This window comes from Pseudomonas massiliensis (assembly GCF_000826105.1).
In the GTDB taxonomy this organism is placed as follows: Bacteria; Pseudomonadota; Gammaproteobacteria; order Pseudomonadales; family Pseudomonadaceae; genus Aquipseudomonas; species Aquipseudomonas massiliensis.
Map to the genome: position 1 here is coordinate 2,288,112 of NZ_CCYK01000007.1, position 20,216 is coordinate 2,308,327.

The following is a 20,216-nucleotide window of genomic DNA, read 5'->3' on the forward strand; positions in this document are numbered from 1 at the left end:
CAGGCCCGCACCTCGGCCCGGCCGTTTGACGCTCGACTGATGCACCCAACATCACCGCGAGGCCTCTCGACTTTCGACGCGCGCCGCTGCGCCGAAAGCGCCTACCCTGCGCAACGAGATGCTTAGCATGCTCAGCAAAACAGAGAGTTAACTCGACATGCCCACCCGATCCAAGATCATCTACACCTTCACCGACGAAGCCCCCGCCCTCGCCACCTACTCCCTCCTGCCCATCATCGAGGCGTTCACCAAGACCGCCGACATCGCCGTCGAAACCCGCGACATTTCCCTGGCCGGCCGCATCCTCGCCGCCTTCCCGGAACGTCTTGGCGAGCGTGCCGTACCCGATGACCTGGCGGAGCTGGGCGAACTGGCGACCACGCCCGAGGCCAACATCATCAAGCTGCCGAACATCAGCGCTTCGGTGCCGCAGCTGAAGGCAGCGATCAAGGAACTGCAGGCCAAGGGCTTCGACGTCCCGGACTACCCCGACACCGCCGACAGCGACGAGACCAGGGACGTACGCGGCCGCTATGACAAGATCAAGGGCAGCGCCGTGAACCCGGTACTGCGCGAAGGCAATTCCGACCGCCGCGCGCCTCTGTCGGTCAAGAACTACGCGCGCAAGCACCCCCACAAGATGGGCGCCTGGGCAGCGGACTCCAAGGCCCACGTCGCGCACATGGACAACGGTGACTTCTACGGCAGCGAGAAAGCCGCCGTCATCGCCGCCGACGGCACCGTGCGCATCGAGCTTGCGGGCAAGGATGGCAACACCACCGTGCTCAAGGAAAAGACCAAGGTCCAGGCCGGCGAGATCATCGACAGTGCCGTGATGAGCCGCAAGGCCCTGCGCGCATTCGTCGCAGCGCAGATCGAAGACGCCAAGGCCCAGGGCGTGCTGTTCTCGGTACACCTGAAGGCAACCATGATGAAGGTCTCGGACCCGATCATGTTCGGCCAGTTCGTTGAAGAGTACTACAAGGACGCCCTGGCCAAGCATGAGGCCACCCTGGCCGAGGCTGGCTTCAACAGCAACAACGGCATCGGTGATCTCTACGCGCGCATCAAGTCGCTGCCGGCCGACAAGCAGGCTGAAATCGAAGCCGATATACAGTCGGTGTACCAGGCTCGCGCCGCCGTGGCCATGGTCAACTCCGACAAGGGGATCACCAACCTGCACGTGCCCAGCGACGTGATCGTCGACGCCTCCATGCCGGCGATGATTCGTGACTCGGGCAAGATGTGGAACGCCAAGGGCGAACTGCAGGATGCCAAGGCAGTGATCCCTGACCGCTGCTACGCCACCATCTACCAGGCCGTGATCGACGACTGCAAGCGCAATGGCGCCTTCGACCCCACCACCATGGGCAGCGTGCCGAACGTTGGCCTGATGGCCCAGAAGGCCGAGGAATACGGCTCCCATGACAAGACCTTCCAGGTCAAGGCCGACGGCGTGGTCCGCGTGCTGGACGCCGACGGCAAGGTACTGATGGAGCAAGCCGTGGAGGCCGGCGACATCTTCCGCATGTGCCAGACCAAGGACGCGCCCATCCGTGACTGGGTCAAGCTGGCGGTCAACCGCGCCCGCGCCAGCAACACCCCGGCCATCTTCTGGCTGGACGCCAACCGCGCCCACGACGCCGCGCTGATCGAAAAGGTGCAGCGCTACCTGAAAGACCACGACACCGCAGGCCTGGACATCAGCGTCCGCTCGCCAGTGGAAGCCATGACAGTGTCCCTGGAACGCATTCGCGCCGGCAAGGACACCATCTCGGTCACCGGTAACGTACTGCGCGACTACTTGACTGACCTGTTCCCGATCATGGAACTGGGCACCAGCGCCAAGATGCTGTCCATTGTCCCTCTGATGAACGGCGGCGGCCTGTTCGAGACCGGTGCCGGCGGTTCCGCGCCCAAGCACGTTCAGCAATTCAACGAGGAAGGCTTCCTGCGCTGGGACTCCCTCGGCGAATTCCTCGCCCTGGCCGCTTCCCTGGAACACCTGGCGACCGCCTATGGCAACCCCAAGGCCCAGGTCCTGGCTGACACCCTTGACCAGGCCACCGGCAAGTTCCTGGACACGAACAAGTCCCCTTCCCGCAAAGTGGGCGGCATCGACAACCGCGGCAGCCACTACTACCTGGCCACCTACTGGGCTCAGGCGCTGGCCGAGCAAACTCAGGATACCGACCTGCAGGCGCGCTTCAAGCCGTTGGCCGAGGCCCTGACTAGCAAGGAAGACACCATCGTTTCCGAACTCAACGGCGCCCAGGGCAAGCCCGTGGACATCGACGGTTACTACTTCGCCACTCCGGAACTGGCCAGCAAGGCCATGCGCCCCAGCGCAACCCTCAACCAAGCCATCGCTTCATTGCAGTAACGAGCGACACAGCCCCGGCCCAGGCCGGGGTTTTTTATTTTCTGGACTTGGACATTTGTATGAGCTGGCAACCCCATATCACTGTCGCCACCGTCATCGAAGATGATGGCCGCTTCCTGTTCGTCGAGGAGCACAAAGGCGGCCGCCTGGTGCTCAACCAGCCAGCGGGCCATCTTGAACAGGGCGAGACACTGCGCCAGGCCGCCTTGCGTGAGACGCGTGAAGAAACAGCCTGGGAGGTGGAGCTCACGGGCGTAGTCGGCATTTACCTCTACACTGCGCCTTTCAATGGCGTCACCTACCAGCGGATCTGCTTCGCGGCTCGCCCTGTGCGCCGGCATGATCACCCGCTGGACCAGGACATCACCGCCACTCACTGGCTTACCCGCGAGGAACTGCTCGCCGACCCCCACCGCTGGCGCAGCGAGCTGGTGCCACGCTGTATCGAAGACTACCTCGCCGGCCCGACGCACAGTCTCAATGTCATCCGCGAGTGAGGCGGCTTTTCACTGTGGGCGTCTGGCCTGATAGAATGCTTCGTTTTCACCAGAGCCTTATCCAAGCCCATGCGTGAGTCCCTCTCTCACGATCCCTATCGGGATCCCCGTAATACGCGCGTGATCGTCGGCATGTCCGGCGGCGTCGACTCTTCCGTGTCTGCCCTCCTCCTGCTGCAGCAAGGCTTCCAGGTCGAAGGGCTGTTCATGAAGAACTGGGAGGAAGACGACGGCACCGAGTACTGCACCGCGCGGGAAGACCTCGCCGACGCCCAGGCGGTATGCGACCGCATCGGCATCAAGCTGCACACGGCCAATTTCGCCGCCGAGTACTGGGACAACGTGTTCGAGCATTTCCTGGACGAATACAAGGCCGGACGCACGCCGAACCCGGACATCCTCTGCAACCGCGAAATCAAGTTCAAGGCTTTCCTCGACTACGCCCTGGGACTGGGCGCCGACCTGATCGCCACCGGGCATTATGTGCGCCGCCGGGACCGGGAGGGTGTCACTGAGCTGCTCAAGGGCCTGGACCCGAACAAGGACCAGAGCTACTTCCTGCATGCGGTGGGCGGCGAACAGATCGCCCGTACCCTGTTCCCCGTGGGCGAACTGGAGAAGCCCGAAGTGCGCGCCATCGCGGACCTGCATGGCCTGGCCACGGCCAAAAAAAAGGATTCCACGGGCATCTGCTTCATCGGCGAACGGCGCTTCAGCGACTTCCTCAAGCAATACCTGCCGGCCCAACCGGGTGAAATCAAGACCACCGAGGGCCTGGTCATCGGCCGTCATCATGGCCTCATGTACCACACCATCGGCCAGCGCCAGGGCCTGGGCATCGGCGGTCTCCAGGGTGCCGGCGACGAGCCCTGGTATGTACTGGCCAAGGATCTGACCCGCAACGAACTCATCGTCGGCCAGGGCAACGATCATCCATGGCTGTTCGCCAAGGCCTTGCTGGCGTCGGAAATTTTTTGGGTCAACCCCCTGGACCTTTCCAGCCCGCGCCGCCTGACCGCCAAGGTCCGCTACCGCCAGGCCGATCAGCCGTGCACCCTGGAACGTACCTCAGAGGGCTACCGGGTCATCTTCGACGAGCCTCAGCGCGCGGTGACCCCGGGGCAGTCAGTGGTGTTCTACGATGGCGACGTCTGCCTGGGTGGTGGCGTGATCGAAAGCGCCGAGCCGGCAACACCACGCGAGGCAGCAACCGCATGAACCGGATGCAGGAACAATTGATCGCGCTCGGCGGCGTCTTCCAGGCTGCCGCGCTGGTGGACCGGATAGCCAAGACCGGGCAGATCACCGAAATGGAACTCGAGACCATGCTCGGCACCTTGCTGGTCAGAGACCCGAAAGACACCCTCGAGGTCTTTGGCGGCAGCCACCAGTCGCTGCGCGAGGGCTTCCAGGCCCTGGCCGCCGCCCTTGAGCGCGACCCGGTCAGCCTGCAGCGCGAGCCCTTGCGCTACGCCTTGTCCATGGTCACCCTGGAGCGCCAGCTGGAAAAGCGCCCCGCCATGCTGGAAACCATTGGCAAGCGGTTGCCGCAGATCCAGGCCCAGGTCGAACACTTCGGGCCGGCCCACGAGAACGTGATCGCCGCTTGCGGAGGCCTGTATCAGGACACCCTGAGTACCCTGCGCCAACGTATCCAGGTCCATGGCGACATGCGCTTCCTGCAGCAGCCCAGCAATGCCTCGAAGATCCGCGCACTGTTATTGGCCGGCATCCGCTGCGCCCGCCTGTGGCGACAGCTCGGCGGCCATCGCTGGCAACTGCTGCTTGGCCGGCGCAAGCTGTTGCGCGAACTCTACCCGTTGATGCGTAGCGAATGACCCGGGCGCTGGCCGATAGGCCAGCGAGCCCGACGCCTTTTCGTGTATCATACGCGCCCTTTTCGTTGCCCGACTGTCCGAGAACACCCTATGCAGCTCTCTTCGCTCACTGCGGTTTCCCCTGTAGACGGCCGCTACGCCGGCAAAACCGAGGCCCTGCGCCCCATCTTCAGCGAGTACGGCCTGATCCGCTTCCGCGCGATGGTCGAGGTCCGCTGGCTGCAGCGCCTGGCGGCCCACCCTCAGATCACCGAAGTGCCGCCGTTCTCGGAAGGCGCCAACGCATTGCTCGATGAACTGGCCACCGGTTTCGCTCTCGAACACGCCGAGCGCGTGAAAGAGATCGAACGCACCACCAACCACGACGTCAAGGCCATCGAATACCTGCTCAAGGAGCAGGCGGCGCGCCTTCCGGAACTGGCCAAGGTCAGCGAATTCATCCACTTTGCCTGCACCAGCGAAGACATCAACAACCTGTCCCACGCCCTCATGCTGCGCGAAGGCCGCGACAACGTCCTGCTGCCCCTGATGCGGCAGATCGCCCAGGCCATTCGCGAACTGGCCCTCCGCTTCGCTGACGTGCCGATGCTTTCCCGCACCCACGGCCAGCCTGCATCCCCGACGACCCTGGGCAAGGAACTGGCGAACGTGGTCTATCGCCTTGAACGCCAGATCAGCCAGGTGGCGGCCGTACCGCTGCTGGGCAAGATCAACGGCGCGGTGGGCAATTACAACGCCCATCTGTCGGCCTACCCGGACGTGGACTGGGAAGCCAATGCCCGGGCTTTCATCGAAGATGAACTGGGCCTTGTGTTCAACCCCTACACGACCCAGATCGAGCCTCACGACTACATTGCCGAGCTGTTCGATGCCATTGCCCGCTTCAATACCATCCTGATCGACTTCGACCGGGACATCTGGGGCTATATCTCCCTGGGCTACTTCAAGCAGCGCACCGTGGCCGGCGAGATCGGTTCCTCCACCATGCCGCACAAGGTCAACCCCATCGACTTCGAAAACTCCGAAGGCAACCTGGGGATCGCCAATGCCCTGTTCCAGCATCTGGCCAGCAAGCTGCCCATTTCCCGCTGGCAGCGCGACCTCACCGATTCCACCGTCCTGCGCAACCTTGGCGTGGGCTTCGCTCACAGCGTGATCGCCTATGAAGCCAGCCTCAAGGGCATCGGTAAGCTGGAAATCAACGCCCAGCGCATCGCGGCGGACCTGGACGCGTGCTGGGAGGTCCTGGCCGAGCCCATCCAGACCGTCATGCGTCGCTACAACGTCGAGAACCCCTACGAGAAACTCAAGGAGTTGACCCGCGGCAAGGGCATCAGCGCCCAGGTCCTGCGGGAGTTCATCGAGGAGCTGGACATCCCGCAAGGCGCCAAGGCCGAACTGGCCCGGCTGACACCTGCCAGCTATATCGGCAATGCTGCCGAGCAGGCCCGCCGCATCTAAGGGCCCATCCTACGAACGCCCGGCCTGGCCGGGCGTTTTTCTTTCTACCTCGTCATAACATTCAAAGAGTTAGCGATGTCTTCCGATAAACCTCTTCAACTACTCGGCGGCCTGACAGCTCGAGAATTCCTGCGCGATTACTGGCAGAAGAAACCTCTTCTGGTACGCCAGGCATTCGCTGATTTCGAAAATCCCATCAGCCCGGACGAGCTTGCCGGGCTGGCCCTGGAAGACGAGATCGAATCACGCATTGTCCTGGAACACGGCGACCACCCTTGGGAGTTGCGCCGCGGCCCCTTCGGAGAAGACACCTTTTCGAGCCTGCCCGCCAAGGACTGGACCCTTCTGGTACAAGCAGTGGACCAGTTCGTTCCCGAAGTGAGCGCCCTGCTCGAGCCCTTCCGCTTCCTGCCCACCTGGCGCATCGATGACGTGATGATCAGCTATGCCGCCCCTGGCGGTGGCGTGGGCCCTCACTTCGATCATTACGACGTCTTCCTGCTGCAGGGGCACGGCAAGCGCACTTGGCGAGTAGGCCAGATGTGCGACGCTGAAAGTCCTCTGCTCGAACACGCCGACCTGCGTATTCTGGCGGATTTCCACGAAAGCGACGCCTGGACGCTGGAGCCGGGCGACATGCTCTACCTGCCGCCTCGCCTGGCGCACTTCGGCACCGCCGTAGACGACTGCATGACCTACAGCATTGGCTTCCGCGCACCGAGCGCAAGTGAAGTGCTGACCCATTTCACCGACTTCCTCAGCCAGTTCATTCCGGATGACGAGCGCTATGGCGACCCGGACATCCAGCCAGCCACGGACCCAAGTCAGATCCAGCATGACGCGCTGGCGCGTCTCAAAGATCTGCTGTCACGCCACATGAGCGATGACCGCCTGCTGCTGACCTGGTTCGGCCAGTTCATGACCGAGCCTCGTTATGCCGAGCGAGTCGCCGGGAGCGAGTTGAGCGAAGAAGACCTGCTCGAGGCCCTGGCCCAGGGGGCGGTTATCATTCGCAACCCCAGCGCTCGGCTGGCCTGGTCGGAAATGGGCGCCGAACTGATGCTGTTTGCCAGCGGGCAGAGCCGCTTGCTACCTGGCAACCTGCGCCCGCTGCTGCAGCTAGTCTGCTCGGCGGATGCCCTCCACCAGACCAACCTCGGTCCCTGGCTGGAAGACGAAGAGGCAGTCATTCTGCTCAGCCAGTTGGTCATGCAAGGTAGCCTGGGGTTCGCTGATGAATGAACTGAGCATCCGCCTGGCCGACTGGCATCGGGACTATTCGAGCATCCATCGGATTCGGGAAAGCGTGTTCGTCGCTGAACAGGCTGTACCGCCTGAACAGGAGTGGGATTCCGAAGACGAAACCGCGGTGCACTTCCTGGCCGAACAAGGGGATTTCGCCATCGGTACGGCCCGGTTGCTGCCGGACGGCTACCTCGGACGGCTGTCGGTCCTCAAGGACTGGCGCGGGCAGAAAGTTGGGGACGCACTGCTACAGGCTGTGATCGAGCAAGCCCGGCAGCGAGGGCTCACCGAGCTCAAGCTCACCGCCCAGGTCCATGCCACTGCCTTCTACGAGCGCTTTGGATTCAAGGTGGTGAGCGAGGAATTCATCGAAGCTGGTCTACCGCATGTGGACATGGTGCTCGATGTGACTTCGGGCGAACGCTAGCGGCCAAGATCACCAAACCGCCTGGAAGTCGTTGTTTCGATCTCACAGGCCCGAACCTGTGAACCACGTCCATTTGTGTGGCGCCACGCAAGTCAGCCCTGAGTCATACTTGGGGCTCGACTTCGCGGAGTAACCTGCCATGCCGCTGCGCCCTTTCTTTCTGCTTTTCTTGTCGGTCTTCGCCTCGCTTAGCCAGGCGGCTACCCAAGTATTGGAGCTGCACTACCGTAGCAGCGAAGAAATATTGCCCTTGGTTAGGTCATTCCTGGGTAATCAGGGTAGCGTTAGTGCCCTTGGCAATCAGCTGGTCGTCAATGCCGAGCCAGGCAAGCTCGATGAACTTGGCACCGTGCTGGAACGGCTCGACGTGCCAGCGCGCCGCTTGCTCATCAGCGTGGATACCAGCGACACCAATCGCAGCACTGGCGGCGGCGCGGGGGCTGGCCGCGTGATTCACTACGGCACTGCCAACCGTACCGGCGGATTGCAGCAAGTGCAGGCCAGCGAGGGGGCTCCGGCCCTCATCCAGGTTGGCCAGAGCGTGCCGCTGACGACCGCGCAGACCGACGCCTACGGGCGGCTGCAAACCCAGACCGAATACCGCAACGTAACCCAGGGCTTCTATGTCACCGCTACGGTAAGCGGCGAAATCGTGCACCTGGCGATCAGCACGAACAATGACCGCATGAGCCAGGAACGCCCGGATGTCGTGAACGTGCAGAGTACTGATACCCGTGTCAGCGGACCTTTAGGCCAGTGGATCACCATTGCTGGTATCAATGGCCAAAGCCAGGCCGAACGCAACGCCGGCACCCGCTACTACGGTACTGCCGGCCGAGACGACATGACGCTTCGGGTCCGAGTCGACGCCCTGCCCTGAAAGCCCGACCCCAGGGCCTTTCCGTGACCGATGAGTCGTGTTCCTGAAAGTATGTAGTGACCTCAAATAAACACTACAAAGTGTTTGACGGCGTTCCTGCCCGAAGGCATGATGGCCTCGCTCCCGCTAATCAGGGGCCCTCATACGGGGCCTCCGGCGCGTGTTCTCGCTACCTAGAGAGCCGCTCTGGTGTCAGCACGGCCCACAAGGCGGTTTGACGGGGTTGCGACTGGAACGAAGTTGTCCCGAGGGACGGAAGCGCCGAAGGCCTGTCAGCCGGATGTGCGATCTTGGAGTGGCCTGAGCCCCACACTACATGCAGCTCAGCCATGCCGGTTCGCCAGCCCTTTCGTTCGCCCGCGCAATGAGTTTTAGCCCTCCCCTCCAAGCCTTCCCGCCGTTGCCGCCCGATGAATGGATTGCGTCCAGGCAGAGCACGACATCCCAAGAGACCTATGCGACGAGGCTTACCCAATGGCACTGACACGCGAACAACAAATAGCGGCCCTGGAGAAAGACTGGGCGGAGAACCCGCGCTGGAAAGGGGTCACCCGTACCTATACCGCCGCCGATGTGGTCCGCCTGCGTGGCTCCGTTCAGCCTGAGCACACTTTCGCCAGGCTGGGCGCGGAAAAACTCTGGAAGCTGGTCACCCAAGGAGCCCGCCCTTCCTTCCGCCCGGACAAAGACTTCGTCAACTGCATGGGCGCGCTTACAGGCGGGCAGGCTGTGCAACAGGTCAAGGCAGGCATTCAAGCCATCTACCTTTCGGGCTGGCAGGTAGCCGCCGACAACAACAGTGCCGAATCGATGTACCCGGACCAGTCGCTTTACCCTGTGGACTCCGTCCCCACGGTGGTCAAACGCATCAACAATGCTTTCCGCCGCGCTGACCAGATTCAGTGGAAAGCAGGCAGGAACCTGGGCGACGATGGCTATATCGACTACTTCGCACCCATAGTCGCGGACGCCGAAGCGGGTTTCGGCGGCGTACTCAATGCCTATGAACTGATGAAAAGCATGATCGAAGCCGGTGCCGCCGGGGTGCACTTCGAAGACCAGCTGGCATCGGTGAAGAAATGCGGCCATATGGGTGGCAAGGTACTGGTCCCCACCCAGGAGGCCGTGCAGAAACTGGTCGCCGCCCGCCTGGCGGCTGACGTGGCCGGTGTGCCTACCATCATCCTCGCCCGCACCGACGCAAATGCGGCGGACTTGCTCACTTCCGACTGCGATCCTTACGATCAGCCATTCGTCACCGGCACTCGCACGCCTGAGGGGTTCTATAAGGTTCGTGCCGGGCTGGATCAGGCCATCGCTCGCGGCCTGGCCTATGCGCCTTACGCGGATCTGATCTGGTGCGAAACGGCGAAGCCAGACCTGGACGAAGCGCGCCGCTTCGCTGAGGCCATCAAGAAGGAATACCCGGACCAACTGCTTTCGTACAACTGCTCTCCTTCCTTCAACTGGAAAAAGAACCTGGACGACGCCACCATCGCCAAATTCCAGCGCGAGCTGTCGGCCATGGGCTACAAGCACCAGTTCATTACCCTGGCGGGCATCCACAACATGTGGCATGGAATGTTCTCCCTGGCCCATGACTACGCCCGCAACGACATGACCGCCTACGTGAAGCTGCAGGAGCAGGAGTTTGCCGATGCCGCCAAGGGTTACACCTTCGTCGCGCATCAGCAGGAGGTAGGCACTGGGTACTTCGATGACATGACAACGGTCATCCAGGGCGGAGTGTCGTCGGTCACTGCACTGACCGGCTCTACCGAGGAAGAGCAGTTCCACTGACCGCTTCGCTCTTACGAGCCGCCTACGGGCGGCTTTTTTGTTGCCGGCGATCTCGCCACCGACGTGTTCCGAACGCTGTACCACACTAAACCTTGACCTGCGTCCATATGACGAAATGAAACCGGCATAAACTCAGGACGGGACTATAGTGACTTCATGACATGACCCATCAAGTGCACTAACTGAGACTTATTATCATTTGAATAAGTTTGTTGCGCAGCGGAGGAAACAGCGTTGAGTAAAAGCGGTCGAATCCCGGGCCGACGGGGCTTTGAAGCAGGGAGCGCTTACTAGGCCAATGAATTGAATGAATTAATTTGATGCAGCAAATTTACTTGCCGCGGGTTTGCCCATAAAATCCCGCCGATCTTATGGCTGCGACATTTCGTCACTGCTTTACCCTTCTTCAGTACAGAGAGCTGCCGCTCTGTTAAGGATTGCCAGCATGACCCCAACAGCAGGACTCATCGCCCACAACTGGGGCTTTGCCATCTTCCTCCTGGGTGTAGTGGGGCTTTGCGCCTTCATGTTGGGGCTGTCCAGCCTCTTGGGCGGCAAGGCCTGGGGGCGTAGCAAGAACGATCCGTTCGAGTCCGGCATGCTGCCCGTCGGCAGTGCCCGGTTGCGCCTCTCCGCTAAATTCTATCTGGTCGCGATGCTGTTCGTGATCTTCGATATCGAAGCCCTTTTCTTGTTCGCCTGGTCGGTATCGGTACGCGAAAGCGGCTGGGCCGGCTTCGCCGAAGCGCTCATTTTCATAGCAATTCTGTTGGCAGGTCTTGTCTACCTTTGGCGAGTGGGGGCGCTCGATTGGGCACCCGAAGGTCGTCGTAAGCGGCAGGCGAAGCTGAAACAATGAGGCTTTGGCAATGCAATACAATCTCACCAAGATCGACCCGGATGCTCCCCAGGATCCGGAACAGCGCTATCCCCTGGGCAAGCAGGGCATCGTCGACGACAAGATGCTCGAAGACCAGGTCCATCGCAGCGTCTTCATGGGCAAGCTCGAAGATGTCCTGAGCGGCGCGGTCAACTGGGGCCGCAAGAACTCCTTGTGGCCGTACAACTTCGGGCTGTCCTGCTGCTATGTGGAAATGACCACGGCGTTTACCGCGCCTCATGATATCGCCCGCTTCGGGGCCGAAGTCATTCGGGCCTCGCCGCGACAGGCGGACTTCATGGTGATCGCCGGCACCCCCTTCATCAAGATGGCGCCGATCATCCAGCGGCTCTACGAGCAGATGCTCGAGCCCAAGTGGGTCATTTCCATGGGTGCCTGCGCCAATTCGGGCGGCATGTATGACATCTATTCCGTAGTGCAGGGCGTGGACAAGTTCCTGCCTGTGGACGTTTACGTGCCCGGCTGCCCGCCGCGCCCCGAAGCATTCCTGCAGGGCCTGATGCTGCTGCAGGAATCCATCGGCAAGGAGCGGCGGCCATTGTCGTGGGTGGTCGGCGATCAGGGCGTTTACCGCGCCGAGATGCCGTCCCAGAAAGACCTGCGTCGCGAACAGCGCATCCAGGTCACCAACCTGCGCAGCCCAGACGAAGTGTGAGCCGGCGCCCTGCCCCATCGCGGACAGGGCGTTATTGGCACTCACTCTTGACGTTGACCGAAAGCGAAAGCGACCGACACCATGACAACAGCGGACACCGCTCTGTATATCCCGCCCTACAAGGCTGACGACCAGGATGTGGTCGTCGAACTGACCAACCGCTTCGGCCCGGAAAGCTTCCACGCCCAGAACACCCGCACCGGCATGCCGGTGCTGTGGGTGGCCCGTGCGCAGATCAAGGACGTGTTGACCTTCCTGCGCAATCTGCCCAAGCCCTATGCCATGCTCTATGACCTGCACGGCGTGGACGAGCGCCTGCGCACCCAGCGCCGCGGCCTGCCGGAATCGGACTTCACGGTGTTCTACCACCTGATGTCCATCGAGCGGAACAGCGATGTGATGCTAAAGGTAGCCTTGAGCGAGGGCGACCTGAACCTGCCCAGCGTCACCGGCATCTGGCCTAACGCCAACTGGTACGAACGTGAAGTCTGGGACATGTACGGCATCACCTTCACCGGGCACCCGAACCTGAGCCGCATCCTGATGCCGCCCACCTGGGAAGGTCATCCGCTGCGCAAGGACTACCCGGCGCGGGCGACCGAGTTCGACCCGTACAGCCTGAGCCTGGCCAAGCAGGCCCATGAAGAAGAAGCCGCGCGCTTCCGTCCCGAAGACTGGGGCATGAAACGCGGCACCGCCAACGAGGACTTCATGTTCCTCAATTTGGGCCCGAACCACCCTTCGGCCCACGGTGCCTTCCGCATCATCCTCCAGCTCGACGGCGAAGAGATCGTCGACTGCGTGCCCGACATCGGCTACCACCACCGCGGTGCCGAGAAAATGGGCGAACGCCAGTCCTGGCATAGCTACATCCCCTATACCGACCGTATCGACTACCTCGGTGGGGTGATGAACAACCTGCCTTACGTGCTGGCGGTGGAGAAACTGGCAGGCATCACGGTGCCGGACCGGGTCAACACCATCCGCATCATGATGGCCGAGTTCTTCCGCATCACCAGCCACCTGCTGTTCCTGGGTACCTACATCCAGGACGTGGGCGCCATGACGCCGGTATTCTTCACCTTCACCGACCGCCAACGGGCGTACTCGGTGATCGAGGCGGTCACCGGTTTCCGCCTGCATCCGGCCTGGTACCGGATTGGTGGCGTGGCGCATGACCTGCCGCGCGGCTGGGAAAAGCTGGTCAAGGACTTTGTCGACTGGATGCCCAAGCGCCTGGACGAATACACCAAGGCGGCATTGCAGAACAGTATTCTCAAGGGCCGTACCATAGGCGTGGCCCAGTACAACACCCGGGAAGCGCTGGAGTGGGGCACCACCGGCCCCAGCCTGCGCGCCACTGGCTGCGACTTCGACCTGCGCAAGGCTCGCCCCTATTCAGGCTACGAGCACTTCGACTTCGAAGTGCCGCTGGCCCACAACGGCGACGCCTATGACCGCTGCATGGTGCGCGTCGAGGAAATGCGCCAGAGCCTGCGGATCATCGACCAGTGCATGCGCAACATGCCGGAAGGCCCATACAAGGCGGACCACCCGCTGACCACGCCGCCGCCGAAAGAGCGCACCCTGCAGCATATCGAGACCCTGATCACCCACTTCCTGCAAGTTTCCTGGGGCCCGGTGATGCCGGCCAATGAAAGCTTCCAGATGATCGAGGCGACCAAGGGCATCAACAGTTATTACCTGACGAGCGATGGCGGCACCATGAGCTACCGCACCCGTATCCGTACCCCCAGCTATCCGCACCTGCAGCAGATCCCATCGGTGATCCGCGGCGAAATGGTCGCCGACCTGATCGCGTACCTGGGCAGTATCGACTTCGTCATGGCCGACGTGGACCGCTAAGCATGAACACTACGCTTATCCAGACTGACCGTTTCGTCCTCAGCGAAACCGAGCGCTCGGCCATCGAGCACGAGATGCACCACTATGAAGATCCGCGCGCCGCGTCCATCGAGGCGCTGAAGATCGTTCAGAAGGCCCGTGGCTGGGTGCCTGACGGCGCCCTGTATGCCATCGGCGAGATCCTCGGCATTCCTGCCAGCGATGTCGAGGGGGTAGCTACCTTCTACAGCCAGATCTTCCGCCAGCCGGTAGGGCGCCACATCATTCGCGTCTGCGACAGCATGGTCTGCTACATCGGTGGGCACGAATCCGTGGTCGCGCAGATCCAACGGGAACTGGGCATCGGCCTGGGACAAACCACCGCCGACGGCCGCTTCACCTTGCTGCCAGTGTGCTGCCTGGGCAACTGCGACAAGGCGCCGGCCCTGATGATCGATGACGACACTTTCGGCGACGTCAAGCCAGACGGCGTCAGCCGCTTGCTGGAGGCCTACGTATGACCCTGACTTCGTTCGGCCCGGCCAACCGCATTGCCCGCGCACCGGAAACCCATCCCCTCACCTGGCGCCTGCGCGACGATGCCGAGCCGGTGTGGCTGGAAGAATACCAGCGCAAGGACGGCTACACGGCAGCGCGCAAGGCCCTGGCGCAGATGTCGCAGGAAGATATCGTGCAGACCGTCAAGGATTCTGGCCTCAAGGGCCGTGGCGGCGCCGGCTTCCCCACCGGGGTGAAGTGGGGCCTGATGCCCAAGGATGAGTCCATGAACATCCGCTACCTGCTATGCAACGCGGATGAGATGGAGCCCAACACCTGGAAAGACCGCATGCTCATGGAGCAGCAGCCCCACCTGCTGATCGAAGGAATGCTGATCAGCGCCCGGGCGCTGAAGGCCTATCGAGGCTACATCTTCCTGCGCGGCGAATACACCACGGCGGCCCGCCACCTGAACCGCGCGGTAGAGGAAGCCAAGGCGGCCGGCCTGCTGGGCAAGAATATTCTTGGCAGCGGTTTCGACTTCGAGCTGTTCGTGCATACCGGTGCCGGACGCTACATCTGTGGTGAAGAGACCGCCCTGATCAACTCCCTGGAAGGCCGCCGCGCCAACCCGCGCTCCAAGCCGCCCTTCCCCGCGGCCGTGGGCGTCTGGGGCAAGCCGACCTGCGTGAACAACGTGGAAACCCTGTGCAACGTACCGGCCATCGTCGGCAACGGCATCGACTGGTACAAAGGCCTGGCTCGCGAGGGCAGCGAGGACCACGGCACCAAGCTCATGGGCTTCTCCGGCAAGGTGAAAAACCCCGGCCTATGGGAACTGCCCTTCGGCGTCACCGCACGGGAACTGTTCGAGGACTACGCTGGCGGCATGCGCGACGGCTACACCCTAAAGTGCTGGCAGCCAGGCGGCGCGGGCACCGGCTTCCTCCTGCCGGAGCACCTGGAAGCGCAAATGTACGCTGGCGGCATCGCCAAGGTAGGCACTCGCATGGGTACCGGCCTGGCCATGGCCGTGGACAATACCGTGAACATGGTGTCCCTGCTGCGCAACATGGAAGAGTTCTTCGCGCGGGAATCCTGTGGCTTCTGCACGCCCTGCCGCGATGGCCTGCCATGGTCGGTGAAGCTGTTGCGAGCGCTGGAGAAGGGCCAGGGCGCCCAGGGCGATATCGAAACCCTGCTTGGCCTGGTAGGTTTCCTCGGCCCCGGCAAGACCTTCTGCGCCCACGCGCCGGGCGCGGTAGAGCCCCTGGGCAGCGCCATCAAGTATTTCCGAGATGAATTCGAGGCCGGCATCGCCCCCGTGAGCGTGGCCAACGCTGCCCTTGGCTTCGGCCAGCCGCGACCTGTACCGACGGGAGCCTGATTTGATCCGGGCGGTGCCCTGCCCCGCCCGCTGCCTGTGAACGCCAAGCGCCAGGCATAGAACAAGATTTCCATTAGCCAAGCCCGGGCGACCGGGCCAACGAAGAACCTTGAACCATGGCCACTATCCACGTAGACGGCAAAGCCCTCGAAGTCGATGGCGCGGACAACCTGCTACAGGCTTGTCTGTCCCTCGGCCTCGATATTCCCTATTTCTGCTGGCACCCGGCGCTGGGGAGCGTCGGTGCCTGCCGCCAGTGCGCGGTGAAGCAGTACAACGATGAAAACGACAAGCGCGGCCGCATCGTGATGTCGTGCATGACCCCCGCCGCGGACAACACCTGGATCTCCATCGACGACGAGGAATCCAAGGCCTTCCGCGCCAGCGTGGTCGAATGGTTGATGACCAACCATCCCCATGACTGCCCGGTCTGCGAGGAAGGCGGCCACTGCCACCTCCAGGACATGACCGTGATGACCGGCCACAACGAGCGCCGGTACCGCTTCACCAAGCGCACCCACCAGAACCAGGATCTGGGCCCGTTCATCGCTCATGAAATGAACCGCTGCATCGCCTGCTACCGCTGCGTGCGTTTCTACAAGGACTATGCCGGCGGCACCGACCTTGGCGTCTACGGTGCTCACGACAACGTTTATTTCGGCCGGGTCGAAGATGGCGTGCTGGAGAGTGAATTCTCCGGCAACCTCACCGAGGTCTGCCCTACTGGCGTGTTCACCGACAAGACCCACTCCGAGCGTTACAACCGCAAGTGGGACATGCAGTTCGCGCCGAGCATCTGCCACGGCTGCTCCAGCGGTTGCAACATCAGCCCCGGCGAACGTTACGGCGAACTGCGTCGGATCGAGAACCGTTACAACGGTTCGGTCAACCATTATTTCCTGTGCGACCGTGGCCGTTTCGGCTACGGCTACGTCAACCGCAAGGATCGCCCCAAGCACCCGATGCTGGGCCAGGAACGCACCATGCTCGGCGTGGACGCCGCCCTGGACAAGGCCGCCCAATTGCTCAGCGGTCGTACCATCGTAGGTATCGGCTCGCCACGCGCCAGCCTGGAAAGCAACTTCGCCCTGCGTGAACTGGTGGGCGCCGAGTGGTACCACACCGGTATCGAAGCCGGCGAGCTGAGCCGTATTCGCCTGGCGCTGGACGTGCTCAACAACAGCCCCTTGCCGATCCCGAGCCTGCGCGAGGTAGAGGACCATGACGCGATCTTCGTACTGGGCGAGGACCTGACCCAGACCGCCGCGCGCATGGCCCTGGCCCTGCGCCAGTCGGTCAAGGGCAAGGCCGAGGCCATGGCCGAAGCCATGCGCGTGCAGCCATGGCTCAACGCCGCCGTGAACAATATTGGCCAGCATGAGCTGTATCCCCTGTTCATCGCCAGCCTGAGCGAAACCCGTCTCGATGACGTGGCCGAGGAATGCGTTCACGCCGCGCCCGAGGACCTGGCGCGTATCGGCTTCGCCGTCGCCCATGCCATCGATGCCAGCGCCCCGGCCGTGGCTGGCCTGGATGACGAAGCTCTGGGCCTGGCCCAGCGCATCGCCGAGGCGCTGCTCGCCGCCAAGCGTCCGCTGGTTGTTTCCGGTACTTCCCTGGCTTGCCCGGCGCTGATCGAAGCGGCCGCCAACATTGCCAAGGCACTGGCCCTGCGCGCCAAGGCCGGTTCCCTCAGCCTGATCGTACCCGAGGCCAACAGCCTGGGCCTGGCCATGCTCGGTGGCGGCGCTCTGGACGCCGCCCTGGATGCCGTGATCGAAGGCCGCGCCGACGCCATGGTGGTGCTGGAAAACGACCTCTACACCCGTCTGCCGAAGGCCAAGGTCGATGCCGCTCTGGCCGCGGCCAAGGTAGTGATCGTCGCCGATCACCAGCAGACCGCCACCACTGACCGCGCCGACCTGATCCTGCCCGCGGCCAGCTTCGCCGAGGGCGATGGCACCCTGGTCAGTCAGGAAGGTCGCGCCCAGCGATTCTTCCAGGTGTTCGACCCGCACTATCTGGACCCTCAGAACTTCGTCCACGAGGGCTGGCGCTGGCTACATGCCCTGCGCGCCACCCTGCTCGAGCGCAAGGTGGACTGGACCCAGCTGGACCAGGTCACCGCCGCCTGCGCCGCCGCCGCGCCTCAATTGGCAAGCATCGTTGACGCGGCGCCATCGGCGGCCTTCCGCATCAAGGGCCAGAAGATGGCCCGCGAGCCGCTGCGCTATTCCGGCCGTACCGCCATGCGCGCCAATATCAGCGTGCATGAACCACGTACCAGCCAGGACGTGGACAGCCCCTTCGCCTTCTCCATGGAAGGCTACTCGGGCAGCGCCGTACCGCGCCAACAGGTGCCCTTTGCCTGGTCTCCAGGCTGGAACTCGCCGCAGGCCTGGAACAAGTTCCAGGACGAAGTCGGCGGCCACCTGCGTGCTGGCGACCCCGGCGTGCGGCTGATCGAAAGCCGCGGCGACCAGCTGGCCTGGTTCACCTGCATTCCGGCTGCCTTCGCGCCAGCACGCGGCACCTGGACCGCCGTGCCCTACTACCACCTGTTCGGCAGCGAGGAAACCTCGTCCAGGGCCGCACCGGTACAGTCGCGCATTCCGGCGTCCTATGTGGCCGTGGCCAAGGCCGAAGCGGATCGCCTGGGCGTCAATGACGGCGCGCTGGTCAGCCTGAGCGTCGCTGGTACCACGTTGCGCCTGCCATTGCGCGTGGATGAACAACTGGCCGTAGGCCTGGTGGCCTTGCCCAAGGGGCTGGCGGGGATTCCGCCCGCCTTCGCCGGGCAGGCCGTGGAAAGCTTGCAGGAGGCCGCGCAATGAGCTGGCTCACACCGGAAGTGATGGACGTCATTGTGTCCGTGCTCAAGTCCATCGTCATTCTCTTGGCGGTAGTGGTTTGCGGTGCGCTGCTCAGTTTCGTCGAGCGCCGTCTGCTGGGCTGGTGGCAGGACCGCTACGGTCCGAACCGCGTAGGCCCGTTCGGCATGTTCCAGATCGCCGCCGACATGCTGAAGATGTTCTTCAAGGAAGACTGGAATCCACCCTTCGTCGATCGGGTGATCTTCACCCTGGCGCCGGTGGTGGCCATGAGCGCCTTGCTGATCGCCTTCTCGGTGATCCCGATCACCCCCACCTGGGGCGTCGCGGACCTGAACATCGGCGTGCTGTTCTTCTTCGCCATGGCGGGCCTGTCGGTGTATGCAGTGCTGTTCGCCGGCTGGTCGAGCAACAACAAGTATGCCCTGCTCGGCAGCCTGCGCGCCTCCGCCCAGACCGTTTCCTACGAGGTGTTCATGGGCCTGGCGCTCATGGGCGTGATCGTGCAGGCCGGCTCGTTCAACATGCGCGACATCGTTGAATACCAGGCCCAGAACCTGTGGTTCATCATTCCGCAGTTCTTTGGCTTCTGCACCTTCTTCATCGCTGGCGTGGCGGTGACGCACCGTCACCCCTTCGACCAGCCGGAAGCGGAGCAGGAACTGGCCGACGGTTACCACATCGAGTATGCCGGCATGAAATGGGGCATGTTCTTCGTGGGCGAATACATTGGCATCGTGCTGATCTCGGCGCTGCTGGTGACGCTGTTCTTCGGTGGCTGGCATGGCCCGTTCGACTTGCTGCCGCAGGTGCCCTTCCTGTGGTTCGCCCTCAAGACCGCGTTCTTCATCATGCTGTTCATCCTGCTGCGGGCGTCGATTCCACGCCCACGCTATGACCAGGTGATGGATTTCAGCTGGAAGTTCTGCCTTCCGCTGACCCTGATCAATTTGCTGGTGACGGCCGCCATCGTGTTGCTGAACACACCGGCCGGTGCTTGAGGACGAGACATGTTCAAATATATCGGCCATGTGGTCCATGGCACCTACACCCAGCTGCGCAGCCTGATCATGATTTTCGGTCATGGCTTCCGCAAGCGTGACACGCTGCAATACCCCGAGGAGCCGGTGTATCTCGCGCCCCGCTACCGTGGCCGCATCGTGCTGACCCGCGACCCCGACGGCGAAGAGCGTTGCGTGGCCTGCAACCTGTGCGCGGTTGCCTGCCCGGTGGGTTGTATCTCCTTGCAGAAGGCCGAGACGGACGACGGCCGTTGGTATCCGGAGTTCTTCCGTATCAACTTCTCCCGCTGCATCTTCTGCGGCCTGTGCGAGGAAGCCTGCCCAACCACGGCGATCCAGCTCACGCCGGATTTCGAAATGGCGGACTACAAGCGTCAGGACCTGGTCTACGAGAAGCACGACCTGCTGATTTCGGGCCCCGGAAAGAATCCGGACTATAACTTCTATCGCGTCGCGGGCATGGCCGTGGCCGGCAAGCCGAAAGGCGCCGCCCAGAACGAAGCCGAGCCGATCAACGTGAAAAGCCTGCTGCCTTAAGGAAGAAAG

General features: G+C 62.7%; 17 protein-coding genes. All 17 read left to right on the plus strand.

Annotated features, from left to right (window positions below; all coding sequences use genetic code 11):
• Positions 1-157: 157 nt before the first annotated feature.
• The 17 genes from BN1188_RS21285 to nuoI all read left to right on the plus strand — a co-directional run bounded on the left by BN1188_RS21285 (position 158) and on the right by nuoI (position 20,207).
• Positions 158-2,383: an NADP-dependent isocitrate dehydrogenase gene (locus BN1188_RS21285; protein ID WP_040263789.1), complete on the plus strand. Its 2,226-nt coding sequence runs from the start codon at positions 158-160 to the stop codon at positions 2,381-2,383.
• Between the two features lie 59 nt (positions 2,384-2,442).
• Positions 2,443-2,880 (plus strand): NUDIX hydrolase, encoded by a 438-nt coding sequence (locus BN1188_RS21290; protein WP_040263791.1) that lies wholly within the window; start codon positions 2,443-2,445, stop codon positions 2,878-2,880.
• 69 nt (positions 2,881-2,949) lie between these two features.
• Positions 2,950-4,098, plus strand: coding sequence for a tRNA 2-thiouridine(34) synthase MnmA (mnmA, locus tag BN1188_RS21295; protein WP_040263793.1), 1,149 nt, complete (start codon positions 2,950-2,952; stop codon positions 4,096-4,098).
• Complete coding sequence (hflD, locus tag BN1188_RS21300) at positions 4,095-4,718, plus strand: high frequency lysogenization protein HflD (RefSeq protein WP_040263795.1); 624 nt, start codon at positions 4,095-4,097, stop codon at positions 4,716-4,718. Before mnmA ends, hflD begins: the two co-directional genes overlap by 4 nt.
• A gap of 90 nt (positions 4,719-4,808) precedes the next feature.
• Positions 4,809-6,179 carry an adenylosuccinate lyase gene (gene purB / locus BN1188_RS21305; protein WP_040263796.1) on the plus strand — a complete coding sequence of 457 codons (1,371 nt, stop codon included), beginning with the start codon at positions 4,809-4,811 and terminating at the stop codon, positions 6,177-6,179.
• A gap of 75 nt (positions 6,180-6,254) precedes the next feature.
• The gene (locus BN1188_RS21310) at positions 6,255-7,421 is read left to right on the plus strand and encodes a ribosomal protein uL16 3-hydroxylase (RefSeq protein WP_040263798.1); all 1,167 of its coding nucleotides are present in this window, start codon (positions 6,255-6,257) and stop codon (positions 7,419-7,421) included.
• Entirely contained in the window at positions 7,414-7,851 is a 438-nt protein-coding gene (locus BN1188_RS21315) for a GNAT family N-acetyltransferase (RefSeq protein ID WP_040263800.1), read from the plus strand. The genes BN1188_RS21310 and BN1188_RS21315 overlap by 8 nt, the downstream gene beginning before the upstream one ends.
• A 139-nt stretch (positions 7,852-7,990) precedes the next feature.
• A complete protein-coding gene (locus BN1188_RS21320) occupies positions 7,991-8,731 on the plus strand; it encodes a secretin N-terminal domain-containing protein (RefSeq protein ID WP_052469435.1) in 741 nt (246 codons plus the stop codon).
• 474 nt (positions 8,732-9,205) lie between these two features.
• A complete protein-coding gene (aceA, locus tag BN1188_RS21325; protein WP_040263802.1) occupies positions 9,206-10,531 on the plus strand; it encodes an isocitrate lyase in 1,326 nt (441 codons plus the stop codon).
• 445 nt (positions 10,532-10,976) lie between these two features.
• Positions 10,977-11,390 (plus strand): NADH-quinone oxidoreductase subunit A, encoded by a 414-nt coding sequence (locus BN1188_RS21330; protein ID WP_040263804.1) that lies wholly within the window; start codon positions 10,977-10,979, stop codon positions 11,388-11,390.
• Positions 11,391-11,400: 10 nt separating this feature from the next.
• Complete coding sequence (locus BN1188_RS21335) at positions 11,401-12,087, plus strand: NADH-quinone oxidoreductase subunit B (protein WP_040263806.1); 687 nt, start codon at positions 11,401-11,403, stop codon at positions 12,085-12,087.
• Positions 12,088-12,168: 81 nt separating this feature from the next.
• Positions 12,169-13,953, plus strand: coding sequence for an NADH-quinone oxidoreductase subunit C/D (gene nuoC / locus BN1188_RS21340; RefSeq protein ID WP_040263808.1), 1,785 nt, complete (start codon positions 12,169-12,171; stop codon positions 13,951-13,953).
• A 2-nt stretch (positions 13,954-13,955) separates the two neighbouring features.
• Positions 13,956-14,453, plus strand: a complete 498-nt coding sequence (gene nuoE / locus BN1188_RS21345) for an NADH-quinone oxidoreductase subunit NuoE (RefSeq protein ID WP_040263809.1) — start codon at positions 13,956-13,958, stop codon at positions 14,451-14,453.
• The gene (gene nuoF, locus BN1188_RS21350; RefSeq protein ID WP_040263811.1) at positions 14,450-15,817 is read left to right on the plus strand and encodes an NADH-quinone oxidoreductase subunit NuoF; all 1,368 of its coding nucleotides are present in this window, start codon (positions 14,450-14,452) and stop codon (positions 15,815-15,817) included. Before nuoE ends, nuoF begins: the two co-directional genes overlap by 4 nt.
• A 116-nt stretch (positions 15,818-15,933) precedes the next feature.
• Positions 15,934-18,651 (plus strand): NADH-quinone oxidoreductase subunit NuoG, encoded by a 2,718-nt coding sequence (nuoG, locus tag BN1188_RS21355; RefSeq protein ID WP_040263813.1) that lies wholly within the window; start codon positions 15,934-15,936, stop codon positions 18,649-18,651.
• A complete protein-coding gene (gene nuoH, locus BN1188_RS21360) occupies positions 18,648-19,649 on the plus strand; it encodes an NADH-quinone oxidoreductase subunit NuoH (RefSeq protein ID WP_040263815.1) in 1,002 nt (333 codons plus the stop codon). The genes nuoG and nuoH overlap by 4 nt, the downstream gene beginning before the upstream one ends.
• A 9-nt stretch (positions 19,650-19,658) precedes the next feature.
• On the plus strand, positions 19,659-20,207 hold the full coding sequence (nuoI, locus tag BN1188_RS21365) for an NADH-quinone oxidoreductase subunit NuoI (RefSeq protein WP_040263817.1): 549 nt from the start codon (positions 19,659-19,661) through the stop codon (positions 20,205-20,207).
• Positions 20,208-20,216: the final 9 nt, after the last annotated feature.

Excerpts from the sequence above, each read along its gene's own strand:
- aceA (WP_040263802.1), top strand. The coding sequence starts at position 9,206 with ATGGCACTGACACGCGAACAACAAATAGCGGCCCTGGAGAAAGACTGG.
- BN1188_RS21310 (WP_040263798.1), top strand. The coding sequence starts at position 6,255 with ATGTCTTCCGATAAACCTCTTCAACTACTCGGCGGCCTGACAGCTCGA.
- nuoF (WP_040263811.1), top strand. The coding sequence starts at position 14,450 with ATGACCCTGACTTCGTTCGGCCCGGCCAACCGCATTGCCCGCGCACCG.
- nuoH (WP_040263815.1), top strand. The coding sequence starts at position 18,648 with ATGAGCTGGCTCACACCGGAAGTGATGGACGTCATTGTGTCCGTGCTC.
- BN1188_RS21290 (WP_040263791.1), top strand. The coding sequence starts at position 2,443 with ATGAGCTGGCAACCCCATATCACTGTCGCCACCGTCATCGAAGATGAT.
- nuoI (WP_040263817.1), top strand. The coding sequence starts at position 19,659 with ATGTTCAAATATATCGGCCATGTGGTCCATGGCACCTACACCCAGCTG.
- BN1188_RS21315 (WP_040263800.1), top strand. The coding sequence starts at position 7,414 with ATGAATGAACTGAGCATCCGCCTGGCCGACTGGCATCGGGACTATTCG.
- BN1188_RS21335 (WP_040263806.1), top strand. The coding sequence starts at position 11,401 with ATGCAATACAATCTCACCAAGATCGACCCGGATGCTCCCCAGGATCCG.
- hflD (WP_040263795.1), top strand. The coding sequence starts at position 4,095 with ATGAACCGGATGCAGGAACAATTGATCGCGCTCGGCGGCGTCTTCCAG.
- nuoC (WP_040263808.1), top strand. The coding sequence starts at position 12,169 with ATGACAACAGCGGACACCGCTCTGTATATCCCGCCCTACAAGGCTGAC.
- purB (WP_040263796.1), top strand. The coding sequence starts at position 4,809 with ATGCAGCTCTCTTCGCTCACTGCGGTTTCCCCTGTAGACGGCCGCTAC.
- BN1188_RS21285 (WP_040263789.1), top strand. The coding sequence starts at position 158 with ATGCCCACCCGATCCAAGATCATCTACACCTTCACCGACGAAGCCCCC.
- BN1188_RS21320 (WP_052469435.1), top strand. The coding sequence starts at position 7,991 with ATGCCGCTGCGCCCTTTCTTTCTGCTTTTCTTGTCGGTCTTCGCCTCG.
- BN1188_RS21330 (WP_040263804.1), top strand. The coding sequence starts at position 10,977 with ATGACCCCAACAGCAGGACTCATCGCCCACAACTGGGGCTTTGCCATC.
- mnmA (WP_040263793.1), top strand. The coding sequence starts at position 2,950 with ATGCGTGAGTCCCTCTCTCACGATCCCTATCGGGATCCCCGTAATACG.
- nuoG (WP_040263813.1), top strand. The coding sequence starts at position 15,934 with ATGGCCACTATCCACGTAGACGGCAAAGCCCTCGAAGTCGATGGCGCG.
- nuoE (WP_040263809.1), top strand. The coding sequence starts at position 13,956 with ATGAACACTACGCTTATCCAGACTGACCGTTTCGTCCTCAGCGAAACC.